Genomic DNA, 16,825 nt, shown 5'->3' on the forward strand with positions numbered 1-16,825 from the left:
GGGCCGTCGCCGGCGGCCCCGCCGCGTCGGATCGTTCGCCCATAGACCGTGCATCGCCCGTCGCCCCCCTCGCAGTCCCGGTTGTCCGTCCCCGGCGCCGAACTCTCCACGGCGCTACCCCAGTCGGGACGATACACCAGACTCGTCACTCAGGGACATAGCCTCTCTACTCTCCGTGACGACCAGCGGTGATGCCCGTACGGGACGCGTCCGGACGGGCGCAGAGAGTGTTCGGGGGGCGTGGGCCCGGCCCGTCGTCGGTCTCTTGCAAGTCGGTCGTGAGGCGGCTGTCAGTCGGCTGTCATTCAGTTGTCAGAACGACGTTCTCCACCGGCTCTCCCGCCGCGAACCGGGTGAGCTGGGCGGCGAGCAGGCGCTTGGCCCGCGGCCAGAAAGCGGAGGTGGAACCGCCGACGTGCGGACTGACGAGCACTCCCGGAGCGTGCCACAACGGGTGCCCCTGGGGCAGCGGTTCGGGATCGGTGACATCGAGTGCGGCGGTGATCCGGCCGCTCTCCAGTTCGGCCAGGAGCGCCTTGGTGTCGACGACGGGGCCGCGCGCGACGTTCACGAGCAGGGCGCCGTCCTTGAGTCGCGCCAGGAAGCCGGCGTTCGCGAGCCCACGGGTCGCCTCGTTGAGGGGCGTCGAGAGGATCACCACGTCCGCCTCGGGGAGCAGCACGGGCAGTTCGGCGAGCGGGTGCACCGGGCCGCGCTCGGTGGTGCGGGCGGAGCGCGCGACGCGCACCACCCGCGCGCACTCGAAGGGAGCGAGCCGGTCCTCGATGGCGGCACCGATGGACCCGTAGCCGATGATCAGTACGTTCTTGTCGGCGAGCGCCGGATAGAAGCCGGAGCGCCACTCCTCGCTCTGCTGTCCCCGCACGAACCCCGGGATGCCCCTGAGTGAGGCCAGGATCAGGGCGAGGGTGAGCTCGGCGGTGCTCGCCTCGTGCACCCCGCGCGCGTTGCACAGCTGTACGCCGGGCCGGAGCGACGCGAGGCCTCCCTGGACGTGGTCGACGCCGGCGGAGAGCGTCTGCACGACCCGTACGGACGTCATCTGGGCGAAGGGGCGCACACCGACGTTCGCGCCCTTCATGTAAGGGACCACGTAGAAGGCGCAGTCGGCCGGGTCTGCGGGGAAGTCGGGGCCGCCGTCCCAGAAACGGTAGTCGAGCCCCTCGGGCAGCCCGGGGACCTCGTCTTCACGGAACGGGAGCCATACGTCGGCGGATACCTGAGCACTCATGGTCAGGAGGCTAGTGGGCGGGAGGCTGTGCGCGGCGGGCCGGGTCCCAGAGGTTAGTTTGGGTGCCTGTCGAACACACAGGGGGAGGCTACTTCCAGGTGGAGCGCAGGACGATCGGGGCGGCAGCGCTCGAGGTGGGCGCGATCGGGCTCGGATGCATGCCGATGAGCTGGGCCTACACCGGCTCGCGGCAGCGGGGGGAAGAGTCCGTGCGCACCGTGCATGCCGCGCTGGACCGGGGGTCGACCCTGCTGGACACGGCGGACATGTACGGGCCGTTCACGAACGAGCTGCTCCTGGGGCGGGTCCTGAAGGAGCGCCGGGCCGACGCGTTCGTCTCGACCAAGTGCGGGCTCCTCGTCGGGGAGCAGCACGTCGTCGCCAACGGGCGCCCCGGGTATGTGAAGCGGGCCTGCGACGCGTCGCTGCGCCGGCTGCAGACGGACACCATCGACCTGTACCAGTTGCATCGCGCCGACCCCGAGGTGCCCGTCGAGGAGACGTGGGGCGCCATGGCGGAGCTGGTGGGCGCGGGGAAGGTGCGGGCGCTCGGGCTGTGCGCGGTGGGGGCGCGGGCCACGCGGCGGGGCGGCGCCGGGCTGCACGCGGGAACGCTCCGGCAGCTGGAGCGGGTGCAGCAGGTCTTCCCGGTGAGCGCGGTGGAGGCAGAGCTGTCCGTGTGGTCGCCGGAGGCGCTCGGAGAACTGTTGCCGTGGTGCGAGTCGCGGGGTGTGGGATTCCTGGCCGCGATGCCGCTCGGCAACGGGTTCCTCACAGGCACGCTGACGCCCGGGCAGGGGTTCGAACCGGACGATCTGCGGGCCCGGCATCCACGGTTCACCGCGGAGATGATGGCGGCCAACCAGTCGATCGTGGCCGGCCTGCGCCGGATCGCCGCCCGGCACGGGGACGAGGTGACTCCGGCCCAGGTGGCGCTGGCGTGGGTGCTGGGGCGTGGCCGGCACGTGGTGCCGGTGCCGGGTGCGAAGCGGGAGCGCTGGGCGGTGGAGAACGCGGGGGCGGCGGAGCTGCGGCTCACGGAACGTGACCTGGCGGAGATCGCGTCGCTGCCACGGGCTCGAGGGTCTTGGGACTGAGAGACGGGGTCTTGGGCTGAGGGGCTCGGGGCGGCCGGTGAGCGGCTGGGCGCGCCGGAGACGGTGGTCAGGGGATGCCGGTGGCGGGACCAGGGTCGGGGTCGGGCGCTGCTCAGGGCTCGGGATCGGGATCGGGTTCGGGTTGCGCCCCGTCCGGTGGGGTCTGGGTGGGGACGCGGACGACCACCTTGCCCGAGGTGAGGTCTATCGGGCCGCGGCCCGGGTCGCCGTCGTTGAGGTCGACGCGCGTGAGCTCGAGCCGCTTGCGTTCCTCGTTCGTGTGCTTGCGTCCGGGCGAGAACAGCTCCTCGAACATGTTGAACACGGCGCCTCCTGGTGGCCGAGAACTCGAACCAGCGTACGGCAGTGCACATCGGGACCAACCGGAATGATCTTGAACGATCCACCCCGGCTGCCATCCCTGGCCGCGACCCGCCCGCCGCCCCGCCTCAGCCCACGGCGGCGAACAGCCTCAGCCGGTGGGCCAGGGCGGCCGCCTCGCCCCGGCCGGCGACGCCGAGCTTGGCGAGGATGTTGGAGACGTGGACGCTCGCCGTCTTCGGGGAGATGAAGAGCTCCTCGGCGATCTGGCGGTTGCTGCGTCCGGCGGCGACGAGGCGCAGGACATCGCGTTCGCGGCTGGTCAGGCCGAGTTCCTGGGCCGGGTCCGCCGGTTCCGCCGGGGTCCGGGGGCGGGGAGCGGCGGGGTTCAGGGTGAGGCGGGCGCGCCGGGCGAGGAGGGCGACCGATTCGGCGAGGGGGCGCGCGCCGAGGTGTTCGGCGACGGCGCCCGCGAGCCGCAGCAGTTCCGTGGCGCGTTCCCGCTCGCCCTCGAGGGTTCTGTCGGCGTCGGCGGGGGCCGGTGCCGGGCCCTGGGCCGTCGGCGGCATGGCGGCCGCCGCGAGAAGGGACTCCGCCGCGCGGAAGCGGACGCGGGCCAGGTCGTAGGGGCGGTCGAGCGACTCGAAGGTGGTGAGAGGGAGGGACCAGTCGTCGGGGGTGTCGCGGCCTTCGGCGCGCAGGAGTTCGGCGCGTACCCACTGCTCGTGGGCGAGCCACACCGGCACGGGGGTACCCAGGCGCTTGGCGGCCGTGCGGATGCGGTCGACGGCTCCGGCACGGCCGGCGTCCGCGGCAGGCAGGCCCCGCGCGTCGGCCTCGGCCGCGGCTGCCGTGGCGAGCAGGGGCCAGACGTAGCGCTGGTTGCTGGGCGGGATGCCCTCGGTGACCACGCGGGCGAGTTCGGCGCGGGCGTCGAGGAGTCCCTGGGTGCCGCCCGCGGCGGCCGCGATGCCCACGGCGAGGGCGGACAGCGGAAGGGTGTACTGGGGCATGGAGTCGTGGGCGCCGTAGTGGGTACGGGCGGCGGTGAGCTGGGCGGCCGCCTCGGTGTGGTCGCCGCGGCCGAGAGCGACGACCGCGAGGCGGGTGCCGGCCGTGCCGCGCGGCTTGGCGCTCAGGGCGGACCGCAGCGCCGTGTCGACGACAGTGGCGGCCTCCGTCCAGCGGCCGAGGGACGTGAGGGACTCGGCCATGTTGGTCAGGATCCAGCCCTCCGCGTCGAGGAGGCCGTAGCGGCGGCACAGGTCCATGCCGGCCTCGGCGACGGACACGGACTCGTGGGAGCGGCCGGCGCCCTCCAGGACGGACGAGAGGTTGATGTGGACGCGGCCGATCTGCGGGACGAGGCCGGTCTCGACGACCCGGTCACGGACGGCGTACATCTCCGCGAAGCCGCGGTCGGTGTCGCCGGCGTCGACGAGGAGGCTGCCGAAGGTGAGTCTGGCGTTGAGTTCGATCTCCTCGGCCCGGACCATGCGGGCGTACTCGACGGCCCGTTCGGCGGCGGCCAGGGTCTCCTCGCCGGGGTTGTGGAGCATGCCCCAGGAGGCCACGTTGGTGAGGACCTCGGCGTGGACCTCGGACGGTGGCAGGCCGCGGACGAGTTCCTGGGCGGTGGCGATCTCGGCCCAGCCGTCGCCACGGCCGAGGGAGGAGACGAGACGGGAGCGCTGGATCCAGAACCAGGCCGAGCGAAGGGAGTCCTTCTCGGCGTCGGAGTCGTCGATGAGGCGCAGGGCGCGCTTGGTGATCTTGAGGGCGCGTTCGCGCTCGCCGCACAGACGGCCCGCGACGGCCGCCTCGGCCATCAGGTCGAGGTAGCGAAGGGGGGTGGCGGGGTCGCAGCCACAGGGAGGGTAGACCTCGGTGTAGTCGACGGGGCGCAGCCGGGCGCGGATCTCCTCGGGGGCCTCGTCCCAGAGCTCCATCGCCCGTTCCAGGAGCCGCAGTTGCTCGGAGTAGGCGTGCCGGCGGCGGGCCTCGACGGACGCGTCGAGGACTGCGGGCAGGGCCTTGGCGGGGTCGTGGGCGCGGTACCAGTAGCTGGCGAGGCGCGTGACGCGTTCGTCGGCGCGGACGAGCGAGGGGTCGGCCTCCAGGGCTTCGGCGTAGCGGCGGCTGAGGCGGGAGCGTTCGCCGGGCAGCAGGTCGTCGCCGACGGCCTCGCGGACCAGGGAGTGCCGGAAGCGGTAGCCGTCCCCGTCGGGGGTGGCGAGCAGGATGTTGGCGCCGACGGCCGAGCGCAGGGCCTCGATCAGGTCGTCCTCGCCGAGCCGGGCGACGGCCGCGAGCAGCGCGTACTCGACGGTGGAGCCGCCCTCCGCGACGATCCTGGCCACGCGCTGGGCGTCGTCGGGAAGGCTCTCGACGCGGACGAGGAGCACGTCGCGCAGCGTCTCGGACAGGCCGGTGCAGCAGCCGTCGCTGGTGGCGACGGCCAGTTCCTCGACGAAGAACGCGTTGCCGTCGGAGCGCTCGAAGATGTCGTCGACGACGGCCTGTCGGGGTTCGGCCGCGAAGATCCCGGCGATCTGGCGGGACACCTCGTCGCGGCTGAACCGGTCGAGTTCGATCCGGGTGACGGTGCGCAGCCGGTCGAGCTCGGCGAGCAGAGGGCGCAGCGGGTGGCGGCGGTGGATGTCGTCGGCGCGGTAGGTGGCCACGATGACGAGGCGGCCGCTGCGCAGCGTGCGGAAGAGGTAGGAGAGGAGGTGGCGGGTGGAGGCGTCGGCCCAGTGCAGGTCCTCCAGGACGACGAGGACGGTGCGGTCGGTGGCGACGCGTTCGAGGAGACGGGCGGTGAACTCGAAGAGCCGGGCCATGCTCTCCTCGTCGGGGCGGCCGTCGCGTCCGGCCGGCGCCGGGGAGAGTTCGGGCAACAGCCGTGCGAGTTCGGTCTCCTGTCCGGCGGCCGCGGCGCCGAACTCCTCGGGCAGCGAACGGCGCAGGGCCCGCAGCGCCGCCGAGAAGGGGGCGAACGGGAGTCCGTCCGCGCCGATCTCGACGCAGCCGCCGAGCGCGACGACGGCGCCCTCGCGGCGTGCGGCGAGCGCGAACTCCTCGACGAGACGGGTCTTGCCGACCCCCGCCTCCCCGCCGAGCAGCAATGCCTGAGGCTCCCCCGTGGTGGCACGGGCGAGCGCCTTTTCTAGTACGCCCAGTTCGCCGGCTCGGCCGACGAACACCGGGCTGACGCACCTGGTCTCCACAGGCCCGAGCATCGCACAGGGGCCCGACGCGGCGGCACCTGCTGTCGCCGGCCATGTGTCCGTCGTCATCGTCACGCCGCGCGGGCGAACCGGTGGCGGCGCGCGGGACTTTGATCCTGGCCCTCCGCGTCCTGGCCGGCCGGGGCGGCGCGGCGCTCCGCCCGCTCCGTGCGCCGGGCGTCGCGCGCCTCGCGGACCTGGCGGCTGCGCTCGGCCCGGCGGACCAGTTCGGCGGCGCGGACTTCGTGGATCCGGGTCTGGTACTCGAACATCTCGTGCTCCTGGTGACGGGTGGGTGTCGGTATCGCCTGTCGCGATGCCTCAACACTCGTCTCCCAGGGGGGTCGGCCACATCGGGAGAGTGCCGCATGTTCCCGGTACGGGGTGCCTTAGACGTGCCCACGGGGGGACTCAGACGGCCCCGCACCCGTGGGCCTCGGACGGACCCGCACCCGTGAGGGCCTCAGAGCGACCTGACTCAGGAAGAGGCCGAGGGGAGTGCCATCAGGATGTCGGTGTACTTGGCCACCGCCAGGACGAGCCCGATGACGCCGAGCGAGACACCCGCCCAGGCGACCGACTTGATCCACACGGCCTGCGGCTTGCCCGGGGCGCCGAAGGCGGGCCTGACCAGAACCACCGCGCCGACGATCAGGGCGAGGAGCGAGAAGATCCCGCCGACCAGGGCGGTGGCGTGCCAGGAGTCGCCGTAGACCGCGGAGATCTGCTTGGCGACGCTCGCGCTCTGAGAGGTCTGGAGCTGGCCGATCAGGGACTCGCGGGCCGAGGCGACGGTCGCGACCCAGCTGCCGCTGAGCGCGACGACGCCGAGCGCGGCGGAGACGACGGCGCCGGCGCCCTGTCCCACTCCGGAGGAGTTCTCCGCGGGCTCGGCGACCTTGAACGGCTCGTCGTCCAGGTCCGCGTCCGTTTCGGTGCCGTCGGTGCCTTCGGTGCCATCGGTGACCTCGATGGCGTCCGCGTCCTTGGTGACCTTCGTGTCCTTCGTGTCCTTCGTGGCCTCAGGGGTCTCGGCCGTCTCGGTCGTCTTGGCCGTCTCGGCCGTCGTCTCGTCTTCAGTCTTCGTAACCATGCCCCGCACCGTACGGACGGAGTCTGAGAGCTCTCTTAACGACCTGAGTCCGCGCTGTGCCCGGCCTGTGAGCGGCAGGGGCACCCGTCCGGCCACCACGGCCTTCGAAAACCCGTCGCACCCGCGCGCCCCTCCCGGTACGGTCCCGAGCGTGTGTCCGGCAGTTCCGACGCTGAGAGCAGGTTTCGTCCATGGCATGTCGTATCAGTGAACTCGTGCTCGGTTGCCGCGAACCCGAGGTGCTGGCGCGGTTCTGGTGCGAGGTCCTGGACTTCGTCGTACTCGACCGCGAAGGGGACGACATGTTCGAGATCGGGCCGCGCGAAGGGTTCGGCGGCGCCCAGCCGACGATCATCCTCAGCCGCAGGGACGAGCCGGAGCCGGGGAAGACGCGGCTGCACATCGACGTCAACCCCACCGACCGCGACCAGGACGCCGAGCTCGAACGCCTCCTGAAGCTCGGGGCGCGCCCGGCCGACATCGGACAGACCGGCGAGGAGCAGTGGCACGTGCTCGCCGACCCCGAGGGCAACGAGTTCTGCCTGCTCAAGGCCCGCATCCCCCAGCTCTGACGGCTCCGCGGCTCCGGTGGCTCCGGTGGCTCTGGCGGCAGGCACTAGGTGCGGTCCTCGACGACCTCTCCGCGGCGGTGGCGGCGGGAGGCGAGCAGGCCGCCGAGGAACCCCGTGACCAGTCCCCACAGAACGGCTAGGCCGAGGGCGGTCCACGTGTTCGGGCGCAGCGACACCTCGCCGCTGAGGCCGCCGCCGATGTCGCCGATGCCGAGGAGCGACAGGCCGTAGTGCGCGGAGATGCGGGCGAGCAGGCAGATGGCGAGCACGGTCAGTAGGAGGGCCGCCGCCATGTGGAGCGCGTGCTGCCAGGCCCGCATCCGGGCGGGTGACCGCAGAGCCATGACGAACGCCGCCCCGAGCGTCAGCACCGCGGCCACGGCGACCGTCCACCAGACGCGGCCGTCGTGCTCGGCGAGCGTGCGGATGTTGACGGTGGAGATGTCGGGCGTACGCAGCACCTCGGCGAGGACGTGCGGCATGGGCAGGCCGAAGGGGCCGTCGACCTTGCCCTCCCAGGACGCGCCGAGGCCGAGGGTGTAGGCGAACCAGACGAGGTTGGGCAGGCCGAGGAGGATCACGGCGAACGTCTCGGCGGCGTGGCCGCGGGTCGCGGCGACGACGAGACCGATGACGACGCCCACGGCCACGCACGCGAGCAGCAGCGCGACCATCGCGTACGCGGCCGGGCGCACGGACTCCTGGAAGCGGACGAGGCGGGCGGGGAGCGGGGCGCCGCGCGACACGAGGACGGCGAGGACGAGGACGCCCGCGAGCCAGAGCACGCCGAAGAGGAGCGTGAGGGGCACGTCCGTCCGGAACCCGACCGTGGGTCCGCCGCCCAGGATGCCCTCGATGATGCCGCCCGTCGGGTCCTGCACGGGAATCTCGAAGTCCTGCCGGGCGAGGACCGAGAGGACGACGAGGACCACCACCCACGGAACGGCCAGGCGCCCGGCCCAGCCGGCGAGTTCGCGGCCGCTCGCGATGGCCCGGTGCCGCAGGGGCCGCAGAAATCCGGCGGCGATCACGAGGGCCCCGGCGAGGGTCACGGAGAGCGGCAGGACCGAGATGTCGGCGTGGGTGCGGGCGAGTTCCCCGGCATTCCCGGACAGTTCGACGGAGCCGCCGGCCGCCATCACCACGACGGCGGCGACCACTCGGGGGAAGGCGCTTCCGGGGAGCCCGGTCGCGCCGGCGGCCCACAGGCCGAGCGCGGCCGTGACCACCATGGCCACAAGGCCGGCGAGCACAGCCGCGAGGGCGGCGGCCCAGCCGTGTTTCGCGCTGTGCCGGGTGCCGGTCGGGCCGTCGGTTGCCTGTTCGCTCACAGGGCCACGCTAGGCAGGCGCCCGGCGACCCGCCCCTCGGGAGGGCCCGCACGGGTCCGGTGTGAACCTCTGCCCTCCAGAGGGCCCGGCCGGCCAGAACCTCCGGCTCGGCCGACTCGGATCGGACCGGATCAGGCCGGTCAAGCCGGAAAGCGGCAGCCCCTACTCCCGGCCCGCCCACGTCCGCAGCAGTTGCTCCCGCTCCGTCGCGCGGGGTGTCGCGCCCGCCCCCGCGCGGCCCCAGTCCGACATCGCCGCGAGCGTCGTCTCCATCGTGGCGGCGCCCTCCGTGAGGCGGGACAGGACGGCGAGGGAGAGGTCGACCTCGGTCTGGGGGTAGCCGACGGCCGCGGCGCCGTAGGCCTGGAGCTCGCGGACGGTGCCCGACGAGGTCACGCGCACCGTCATGATCGGCGGGGCCTCGTCGACCATGCCGACGCCCACCGGCATCGCCAGCTGCTTCACCGTGCCGAGGGCCAGGTCCTTGACCACGCCGACCTGCCGCATCAGGGACTTCACCGGGACGTCCGTCACCGTCAGGGCGCTCACGTCCTCCCACAGTTGGAGGCCCGACTGCCGGTCGCCGAGGCCCATCACGCCCTCTGAGGTCAGGCGCACCCCGGGAGCCAGGCCGGACGGCTTGGCGCCCACGTAGACGTCGCCCTCGGCGATCCAGAAGAGGCCCACCATGGCCATGCGTTCGCTCGCTTCCCCCGACGGCGGCCCGGCCGCCGTGCGGCACTCCACACATTCAAATGATCAAGCAGTCATGATCCATGACGCGCGAAGCCACCGCGAAGTTCCCGGTCACCGCCCCGGTCACCGCCCCGTGCGCCACTCCGGTGCGAGTACCGACCAGACCTCCAGGTCCTGCCGCAGGCCCCGGTGGGAGCCCGCCTCGCGCAGCACCCCGTCCCGCTTCATGCCGAGCCGCCGCGCCACGTTCAGGCTGGCCTCGTTCGCGGAGGAGGCGACCCACTCGACGCGGTGGATGCCGCGCTCCTCGACCGCCCAGTCGATGAGGACCCGCGTGCCGCGCGTGACGAGACCGCGGCCGGCGGCCGCGGGCTCCAGCCAGCAGCCGGCCTCGCAGGTCCCGTGCTCCGCGTCGAAGATCCGGAAGATCACGCCGCCGACGAGCGTCCCGTCCAGCCAGAGCCCGTGCATGCTGCCGGTGTCCGCGGCGCGCTTGTCGGCGTAGGAGCGGAGCAGGGCGCGCGCCGACTCGACGTCCGTGACGTGCGCGCCGAAGCCGATGTGCTGCCCGATGAACTCGCGGCCGCGCTCCAGGTGGGCGAGGAACTGCTCGGCGTGCCAGGTTTCCATGGGGCGCAGCTCCGCACCGTCGTCACCCAGGGAGATCGCGTACATCCTGTTTCCGTTCCTCGGCTTCGGCCTTGATCAGAGCGTCCAGCATCGCGTCGTCCTCTTCCGGGCGCTGTCCCGGAATCGTGTCATGGGGCGTGCGGCACTCGGGCGGCTCGATGCTGATGCGGGGCAGGCGGCGGTCGAGCCACTTCGGCAGCCACCAGTTGGCGCCGCCGAGCATGTGCATCAGGGCGGGCACCAGGAGGGTGCGCAGGACGAACGCGTCGAGGGCGACGGCGGCGGCGAGCGCGATGCCGAACATCGCGATCACGCGGTCGCCGCTGAGGACGAAGGCCAGGAACACCGAGATCATGATCACGGCGGCGGAGTTGATCACGCGACTGGTCTCGGCGAGCCCGACGCGGACGGCCCGCCGGTTGTCGCGGGTCTCCAGCCACTCCTCGTACATGCGGCTGACCAGGAACACCTGGTAGTCCATCGAGAGGCCGAAGAGGACCGACACCATGATCACGGGAAGGAAGGGCTCGATGGGGCCCGCCCTGCCCAGGCCGAGCAGGTCGCTGCCCCAGCCCCACTGGAAGATCGCGACGACGACCCCGAAGGCGGAGGCGACGGCCGCGACGTTCATCGCGGCGGCCTTGAGGGGGATGCCGATCGAGCGGAACGCCAGGAGCAGCAGGACGCAGCCGAGGCCGATGACGACGCCCACGAAGAGCGGCAGCTTGCCGACGATGACGCCGGCGAAGTCGTCGTAGCTGGCGGTGACGCCGCCGACCTGCACGTCGAGGGTCGTGCCCTTCTCGGCGGCGGGAATGACGTCGGTGCGGAGCCGATCGACGAGTTCGCTGGTCTTCTGCGACTGGGGGGCGGAATCCGGCACGACGGTCAGGAAGGCGGCGGTGCCGGCCTGGTCGTACGTCGCCGGGCTCACCGAGGCGACGCCCTGGACGGAGCCGAGCGTGGACTCCAGGCGGCTCAGGGCGACCTGGTCACCGGCGCCGTCTATGGGGGTGACGAGGGTCAGCGGCCCGTTCACACCGGGCCCGAAGCCCCCGGCGAGCAGGTCGTAGGCCTGCCGGGTGGTGGAGGACGCGGCGTTGTTGCCCTGGTCGGACGTGCCGAGGTGGAGGAAGAACGTGGGGACGGAGAGCACCGCGATCACGGCGACGGCGAGGCCGCCGAGCAGGCGGGGCCGGCGCTCCACGAAGGCGGCCCAGCGGGCGGCGAGCCCGGTCGGCAGTTCCGGCTCGGGCCCGTGCTCGGCCAGTCGGCGCCGCTGGCGCCTGCTGAGGGCACGCATGCCGATGAAGGAAAGGAGTGCGGGCAGCAGCGTCACGGACGCGGCGACGGTGAGGAGCACGGTCAGGGACGCGGCGATCGCGACGCCGTTGAGGAAGCTGAGGCGCAGGATCAGCATGCCGAGGAGCGCGATACAGACGGTGGCGCCCGCGAAGACGACGGCGCGCCCGGTGGTGGCGACGGCGCGTTCCGCGGCCACGTTCACCGGGAGGCCCTGTTTCAGGCCGCGCCGGTGCCTGGTCACGATGAACAGCGCGTAGTCGATGCCCACGCCGAGGCCGACGAGCATGCCGAGCATCGGGGCGAAGTCGGCGACCGTCATGACGTGCCCGAGGAGCACGATGCCGGAGGCGGCGGTGCCGACGCTGACCAGGGCCGTCGCTATGGGCAGGGCGCTGGCGGCGAGGGATCCGAAGGCGAGCAGCAGGACGACGGCGGCGACCACGACGCCGACGATCTCGGAGAGATGGCCGCCGGTCGACTCGGTGAGGGCGACGGCGCTGCCGCCGAGCTCCACGCGCAGCCCGTCGGGGCCGTTGGTCTCGGCGGCCTTGGCGGTGTCGACTAGGCGCCGGGCGTCGGCCTTGGGGATGTCGCTCGACTGGCGGTCGAAGGTGACCGTGGCGTAGGCGGTGCGTCCGTCCGCGCTGATCTGCGCGGCGCCCTGGGCGTCGTACGGGCTGGTGACGGCGGCGACGCCGGGCAGGTGCTCGATCTTGTCGAGCGTGTGGGTCATGCGCTCTTTCACGTCGGCGGCGCGGACCATGCTGCCGTCGGTGTGCCAGACGACGGTGTCGCTGTCGCCGCCGAGGCCGGGGAAGCCGGCGTTCAGGAGCTGCGTGGCGCGACCCGACTCGGTGCCGGGCGCCTCGTAGTCGTTCGAGTACGAGGAGCCCGCAACGGCCGCCGCCGCGCTGGTGCCGCCGAGGGCGAGAAGCCACAGCAGGACGACAACGAGGCGGTGCCTTGCACACCAGCGTGCGAGTGCTGCCACGGACGTGCTCCCTGGGTGTTTTCTGGATCTTTACCGGGAACGCCCGCAAAGAACACATGAGCAATGGCAAGCCACTCTTACAGCAACAAGAGATCCTTTGTCGCTTTCGTGTGCTTACTCACAGGGGCCGTGGCGCAGGTCGCGGGGGCGCGGGAGCTCACAACTTCTTTATGTGAACTCCCGCGCGGCCCCGCCGGGTTCGTCAGCCGGACACGCTCGCGTGGCCGTTCTCGATGTGCCCCATGAGGCGGCGCCGGAAGGTTCCCCCGGGACCGGCGGTGACTTGGAGGTCGTACCAGCCGTGGGCGTCGCCCGTCTCGTGGACCACGGTCACCGACCGCCCGGGCTGCACGGTCACCGTCCGGTCCGCCGCCTTCCCGTACGCGAGCGTGGCCACGGTGAGGACAAGCGGGTCACCGCCCGTGTTGCGCAGCTTGAGCCGCACGGCACGCGCGCGCGTGTCGAGGGTCGTGGTCACCTCGGCGCCCGCGTCGGCCTTGCCGGCGAACTCGCGCCGGAACCCGTTCGGCCCCGTCACCACGAAGTCGTACGCGCCGCCCCGCACGGGCACGTCCCAGCTGCCGTCGCGGACGACGTCCTGGTGCTGCGGTATCGCGAACTCGCCGGCGTACGGCTGGAGAGCGAAGTGCACGCTGGAGCTGCCGGTGTTCAGGAGCCGGACGGAAAGGCCGCCGGAGGCCGCGGAGGCGTACGCGTCGGGCTGGTACGGGAGCGCGCGGGCGGGCCGGGTGCCGGGCTCCTGCTCGGGCATCGACTGCTGCGCGGGCGGCTGCGGGGACCAGCGGCCGCTGAACGCCGGGACGGCTCCGGGCTGGTGGATCTCGGGGCGCCGCTGGGCGCGCTGGAAGTCGAAGGCGCCGGTGAGGTCGCCGGTGACCTGGCGCCGCCAGTCGCTGATGTTGGGCTCGTGGACGCCGGTCCAGCGCTCCAGGAAACGGATCACGGACGTGTGGTCGAAGATCTCCGAGCAGACGTACCCGCCGACGGTCCACGGCGAGACGACCAGCATCGGCACGCGCGCGCCGAGCCCGGTGGGCAGGCCCTTATAGCGCTCCTCGGTGTTGTCCGGGCCCGGCACGGGCGGCGGCACGTGGTCGAAGAAGCCGTCGTTCTCGTCGTAGTTGATGAAGACGGCGGTGCGCTTCCACACGTCGGGGTGGGAGGCGAGCGCGTCGAGGACCTTGTAGACGATGGTCGCGCTGTGGATCGGCGACGAGACGGAGGGGTGCTCGGAGTCGACGGCCGAGGGCACCAGGTAGGTCACGCGGGCGAGCTTGCCGTCGGCCACGTCCTTCGCGAACGTGTCGGCGAGCTTGCCGGTGGGCACGCGCCGCAGCCCCCGCTCGAACAGCGAGCGCTCGCCCTTGCTCAGGGTCGCGACCCCGTCCTCGAGCGTCGCGAGGAGCTTGCCCCGCTCAGCGTCGTCCTTCGCGTCGCGCACCTTCGTGTAGAAGGCCTCCATGTAGGTGAGGCCGGTCCCGGCGAGCACCTTGCGGGCGATCGCCTTGAAGGTCGTGAAGAACTCGATCTGGTTGTCGGTGAAGTTCTCCCACTCCGTGTACGTCTGCCAGCTCACGCCCGCCTGCTCCAGGCGCTCGGCGTACGTGCCCCAGCCGTAGCCGGGGTGGGTGCCCTCGGAGTAGGCGTCGTTGCCCACGGCACGGTTGCCGTTGGCCTCGAAGCCCGTCTTGCCGCTCCACAGGTGGTTGCGGTTGGGGCTCGTCGAGGAGTGGATGGACGAGTGGTAGGCGTCGCAGACGGTGAAGGTGTCGGCGAGCTCGTAGTGCAGCGGGATGTCCTCGCGGGTGTAGTACGCCATCGTCGCCGCGGTCTTCGCGGTGACCCAGCCGTCCATCCAGCCGTCGTGCCAGGCCTTGGCGCCACCGCTCCAGGAGTGGTCGAGGGCGCCGATGTACTGGAGGTCCTTCTTCTGCGTGGCGGCGGCCTCCCGTACGGGGAACGGGAGCACGGTCCGCAGGGGCCCGGGCTGCTCGAACACGCTCTTGCCGCCGGGCAACCGGACGGCGTTGCGGTCACCGAAGCCGCGGACGCCGCGCAGGGCGCCGAAGTAGTGGTCGAAGGACCGGTTCTCCTGCATGAGGATCACGACGTGCTCGATCGCGTCGAGCCCGCCCTTCGGCGGTTCCTGCTGCGCGGCGACGGCCTGCTGCAGTGACGGCGGCAGGAAGGATCCGGCCACGGCGACGCCGAGGGCACCGCCTCCGACGGCCATCAGACGCCTGCGGGACAACTCCGGGGACGGGGACGGGGACACGGGACCTCCGCGCGTAATGGTCTTGATGCGACCCATTGGCTGGTTCAGCCGCGACGGTAGCCACGCGAGATGTCCCCCGGAAGTACACGAACCAGCCGAAACCTAAACGTCCAAGTGTCCGTGACAAAGGTCCAATTGCCCCCTGTGTCCTTCAACGCCAAACGCCGGCCGGGCTGTTTTCAGCCCGGCCGGCGTTTGAGGCCAAAGGACGCGGGGGTACGGGGGCGGAGCCCCCGCACCAACCGCCTCAGCCCTCGCTGACGCCCAACTTCTCGAGAATCAGTTCCTTGACGCGTGCCGCATCGGCCTGGCCGCGCGTCGCCTTCATGACGGCACCGACCAGCGCGCCGACCGCCTGGACCTTGCCGCCGCGGATCTTGTCGGCGATGCCGGCGTTGCCCGCGATCGCGTCATCCACGGCAGTGGACAGCGCACCCTCGTCCGAGACGACCTTCAGGCCGCGCTTCTCGACGACCTCGTCCGGCGTGCCCTCGCCCGCGAGGACACCCTCGATGACCTGGCGCGCCAGCTTGTCGTTCAGGTCGCCGGCCGCGACGAGCGCCGCCACCCGGGCGACCTGCGCCGGGGTGATGGGCAGTTCGTCCAGGGCCTTGCCCGACTCGTTGGCGTGACGGGCGAGTTCGCCCATCCACCACTTGCGGGCCGAGCCGGCGTCCGCGCCGGCCTCGATCGTGGCGACGATCGGGTCGACCGCGCCCGCGTTGAGGATCGACTGCATGTCGTGCTCGCTGACGCCCCACTCCTCGCGGAGCCGGTTGCGGCGCACGCGCGGCATCTCGGGCAGCGTCGACCGAAGCTCCTCCACCCACGCGCGGGCGGGCGCCACGGGCACCAGGTCCGGCTCGGGGAAGTAGCGGTAGTCCTCGGCGTTGTCCTTGATGCGGCCCGCCGTGGTGGAGCCGTCCTCCTCGTGGAAGTGACGGGTCTCCTGCACGATCGTGCCGCCGGACGACAGGACGGCGGCGTGCCGCTGGATCTCGAAGCGGGCGGCGCGCTCGACGGAACGCAGCGAGTTGACGTTCTTCGTCTCGCTGCGGGTGCCGAACTCCTCGCGCCCGTGCGGGCGCAGCGACAGGTTCACGTCGCAGCGCATCTGGCCCTTGTCCATGCGGGCCTCGGACACGTCGAGCGCCCTGATGAGCTCGCGCAGCTCGGCGACGTACGCCTTCGCGACCTCGGGGGCACGCTCCCCGGCGCCCTCGATCGGCTTGGTGACGATCTCGATGAGGGGGATGCCGGCGCGGTTGTAGTCGAGCAGGGAGTGCGAGGCGCCGTGGATACGGCCCGTCGCGCCACCGACGTGCAGCGACTTGCCGGTGTCCTCCTCCATGTGGGCGCGCTCGATCTCCACGCGGAAGACCTCGCCGTCCTCCAGCTGTACGTCGAGGTAGCCGTTGAAGGCGATGGGCTCGTCGTACTGGGAGGTCTGGAAGTTCTTCGGCATGTCCGGATAGAAGTAGTTCTTCCGGGCGAAGCGGCACCATTCGGCGATCTCGCAGTTGAGCGCGAGGCCGATCTTGATGGCGGACTCGACGCCGATCGCGTTGACGACCGGGAGCGAGCCGGGCAGGCCGAGACAGGTGGGGCAGGTCTGCGAGTTGGGCTCGGCGCCCAGCTCGGTGGAGCACCCGCAGAACATCTTCGTCTTCGTACCCAGCTCGACATGGACCTCGAGGCCCATGACGGGGTCGTACGTCGCGAGTGCCGCGTCGTACGACATCAGTTCAGTGACGGTCACGGTGAGACTTTCCCTCTCAGCCCAGCAGGACGTCGTCGTCGCCCAGGCGCTTCAGCTCCCGGTAGAGGATCGCCAGGCCGGTAACGATGGCGGCGGCGGAGACCGCGGCGTCGATCAGCCGCAGCGTGTCGTGGTCGTTGCGGGCCAGCCTGGCCTGCTTCGCGACACTGATCGCGCCGAAAGCGGTGCTCGCCAGGGACACGTACACGCCGGTCTTCGACTTCTTGAAGTTCTTGGCCTTCTTTGCCATGG

General features: G+C 71.9%; 14 protein-coding genes. 2 read left to right on the forward strand and 12 right to left on the reverse strand.

The window, feature by feature from the left end; all coding sequences use genetic code 11:
• Positions 1 to 301: 301 nt before the first annotated feature.
• The gene (locus tag EOT10_RS22210) at positions 302 to 1,252 is read right to left on the reverse strand and encodes a 2-hydroxyacid dehydrogenase (protein ID WP_127830027.1); all 951 of its coding nucleotides are present in this window, start codon (positions 1,250 to 1,252) and stop codon (positions 302 to 304) included.
• 98 nt (positions 1,253 to 1,350) lie between these two features.
• On the opposite strand from EOT10_RS22210, the gene EOT10_RS22215 reads away from it, so the two are divergent.
• Entirely contained in the window at positions 1,351 to 2,349 is a 999-nt protein-coding gene (locus EOT10_RS22215) for an aldo/keto reductase (RefSeq protein WP_127830079.1), read from the forward strand.
• 112 nt (positions 2,350 to 2,461) lie between these two features.
• On the opposite strand, the gene EOT10_RS22220 is transcribed toward EOT10_RS22215, so the two are convergent.
• From EOT10_RS22220 to EOT10_RS22235, 4 genes are all read right to left on the reverse strand, one after another.
• On the reverse strand, positions 2,462 to 2,665 hold the full coding sequence (locus EOT10_RS22220; protein WP_431313310.1) for a DUF6191 domain-containing protein: 204 nt from the start codon (positions 2,663 to 2,665) through the stop codon (positions 2,462 to 2,464).
• 133 nt (positions 2,666 to 2,798) lie between these two features.
• A complete protein-coding gene (locus EOT10_RS22225; RefSeq protein WP_127830080.1) occupies positions 2,799 to 5,912 on the reverse strand; it encodes a helix-turn-helix transcriptional regulator in 3,114 nt (1,037 codons plus the stop codon).
• A 59-nt stretch (positions 5,913 to 5,971) separates the two neighbouring features.
• The gene (locus EOT10_RS22230) at positions 5,972 to 6,172 is read right to left on the reverse strand and encodes a hypothetical protein (protein WP_127830029.1); all 201 of its coding nucleotides are present in this window, start codon (positions 6,170 to 6,172) and stop codon (positions 5,972 to 5,974) included.
• 206 nt (positions 6,173 to 6,378) lie between these two features.
• On the reverse strand, positions 6,379 to 6,993 hold the full coding sequence (locus EOT10_RS22235; RefSeq protein WP_127830030.1) for a hypothetical protein: 615 nt from the start codon (positions 6,991 to 6,993) through the stop codon (positions 6,379 to 6,381).
• A 191-nt stretch (positions 6,994 to 7,184) separates the two neighbouring features.
• Between EOT10_RS22235 and EOT10_RS22240 the strand changes: the two genes are divergently transcribed.
• Positions 7,185 to 7,565 (forward strand): VOC family protein, encoded by a 381-nt coding sequence (locus EOT10_RS22240; protein ID WP_127830031.1) that lies wholly within the window; start codon positions 7,185 to 7,187, stop codon positions 7,563 to 7,565.
• 44 nt (positions 7,566 to 7,609) lie between these two features.
• On the opposite strand, the gene EOT10_RS22245 is transcribed toward EOT10_RS22240, so the two are convergent.
• From EOT10_RS22245 to EOT10_RS22275, 7 genes are all read right to left on the reverse strand, one after another.
• Entirely contained in the window at positions 7,610 to 8,896 is a 1,287-nt protein-coding gene (locus EOT10_RS22245; protein ID WP_127830032.1) for a streptophobe family protein, read from the reverse strand.
• A 162-nt stretch (positions 8,897 to 9,058) separates the two neighbouring features.
• Complete coding sequence (locus EOT10_RS22250) at positions 9,059 to 9,592, reverse strand: hypothetical protein (protein WP_127830033.1); 534 nt, start codon at positions 9,590 to 9,592, stop codon at positions 9,059 to 9,061.
• A gap of 123 nt (positions 9,593 to 9,715) precedes the next feature.
• Complete coding sequence (locus EOT10_RS22255; RefSeq protein WP_127830034.1) at positions 9,716 to 10,267, reverse strand: GNAT family N-acetyltransferase; 552 nt, start codon at positions 10,265 to 10,267, stop codon at positions 9,716 to 9,718.
• On the reverse strand, positions 10,245 to 12,518 hold the full coding sequence (locus EOT10_RS22260; RefSeq protein ID WP_127830035.1) for an MMPL family transporter: 2,274 nt from the start codon (positions 12,516 to 12,518) through the stop codon (positions 10,245 to 10,247). The genes EOT10_RS22255 and EOT10_RS22260 overlap by 23 nt, the downstream gene beginning before the upstream one ends.
• A 202-nt stretch (positions 12,519 to 12,720) precedes the next feature.
• Complete coding sequence (locus EOT10_RS22265; protein WP_262985437.1) at positions 12,721 to 14,814, reverse strand: phosphocholine-specific phospholipase C; 2,094 nt, start codon at positions 14,812 to 14,814, stop codon at positions 12,721 to 12,723.
• Between the two features lie 247 nt (positions 14,815 to 15,061).
• Positions 15,062 to 16,573, reverse strand: a complete 1,512-nt coding sequence (gatB, locus tag EOT10_RS22270) for an Asp-tRNA(Asn)/Glu-tRNA(Gln) amidotransferase subunit GatB (RefSeq protein ID WP_127830037.1) — start codon at positions 16,571 to 16,573, stop codon at positions 15,062 to 15,064.
• A gap of 16 nt (positions 16,574 to 16,589) precedes the next feature.
• Positions 16,590 to 16,823, reverse strand: a complete 234-nt coding sequence (locus tag EOT10_RS22275) for a hypothetical protein (RefSeq protein ID WP_189491943.1) — start codon at positions 16,821 to 16,823, stop codon at positions 16,590 to 16,592.
• Positions 16,824 to 16,825: the final 2 nt, after the last annotated feature.

The organism is Streptomyces antnestii, assembly GCF_004005495.1.
Taxonomy (GTDB): domain Bacteria; phylum Actinomycetota; class Actinomycetes; order Streptomycetales; family Streptomycetaceae; genus Streptomyces; species Streptomyces antnestii.

Excerpts from the sequence above, each read along its gene's own strand:
- EOT10_RS22255 (WP_127830034.1), bottom strand. The coding sequence starts at position 10,267 with ATGTACGCGATCTCCCTGGGTGACGACGGTGCGGAGCTGCGCCCCATG.
- EOT10_RS22210 (WP_127830027.1), bottom strand. The coding sequence starts at position 1,252 with ATGAGTGCTCAGGTATCCGCCGACGTATGGCTCCCGTTCCGTGAAGAC.
- EOT10_RS22230 (WP_127830029.1), bottom strand. The coding sequence starts at position 6,172 with ATGTTCGAGTACCAGACCCGGATCCACGAAGTCCGCGCCGCCGAACTG.
- EOT10_RS22250 (WP_127830033.1), bottom strand. The coding sequence starts at position 9,592 with ATGGCCATGGTGGGCCTCTTCTGGATCGCCGAGGGCGACGTCTACGTG.
- EOT10_RS22235 (WP_127830030.1), bottom strand. The coding sequence starts at position 6,993 with ATGGTTACGAAGACTGAAGACGAGACGACGGCCGAGACGGCCAAGACG.
- EOT10_RS22275 (WP_189491943.1), bottom strand. The coding sequence starts at position 16,823 with ATGGCAAAGAAGGCCAAGAACTTCAAGAAGTCGAAGACCGGCGTGTAC.
- EOT10_RS22220 (WP_431313310.1), bottom strand. The coding sequence starts at position 2,665 with ATGTTCGAGGAGCTGTTCTCGCCCGGACGCAAGCACACGAACGAGGAA.
- EOT10_RS22240 (WP_127830031.1), top strand. The coding sequence starts at position 7,185 with ATGGCATGTCGTATCAGTGAACTCGTGCTCGGTTGCCGCGAACCCGAG.
- EOT10_RS22225 (WP_127830080.1), bottom strand. The coding sequence starts at position 5,912 with ATGCTCGGGCCTGTGGAGACCAGGTGCGTCAGCCCGGTGTTCGTCGGC.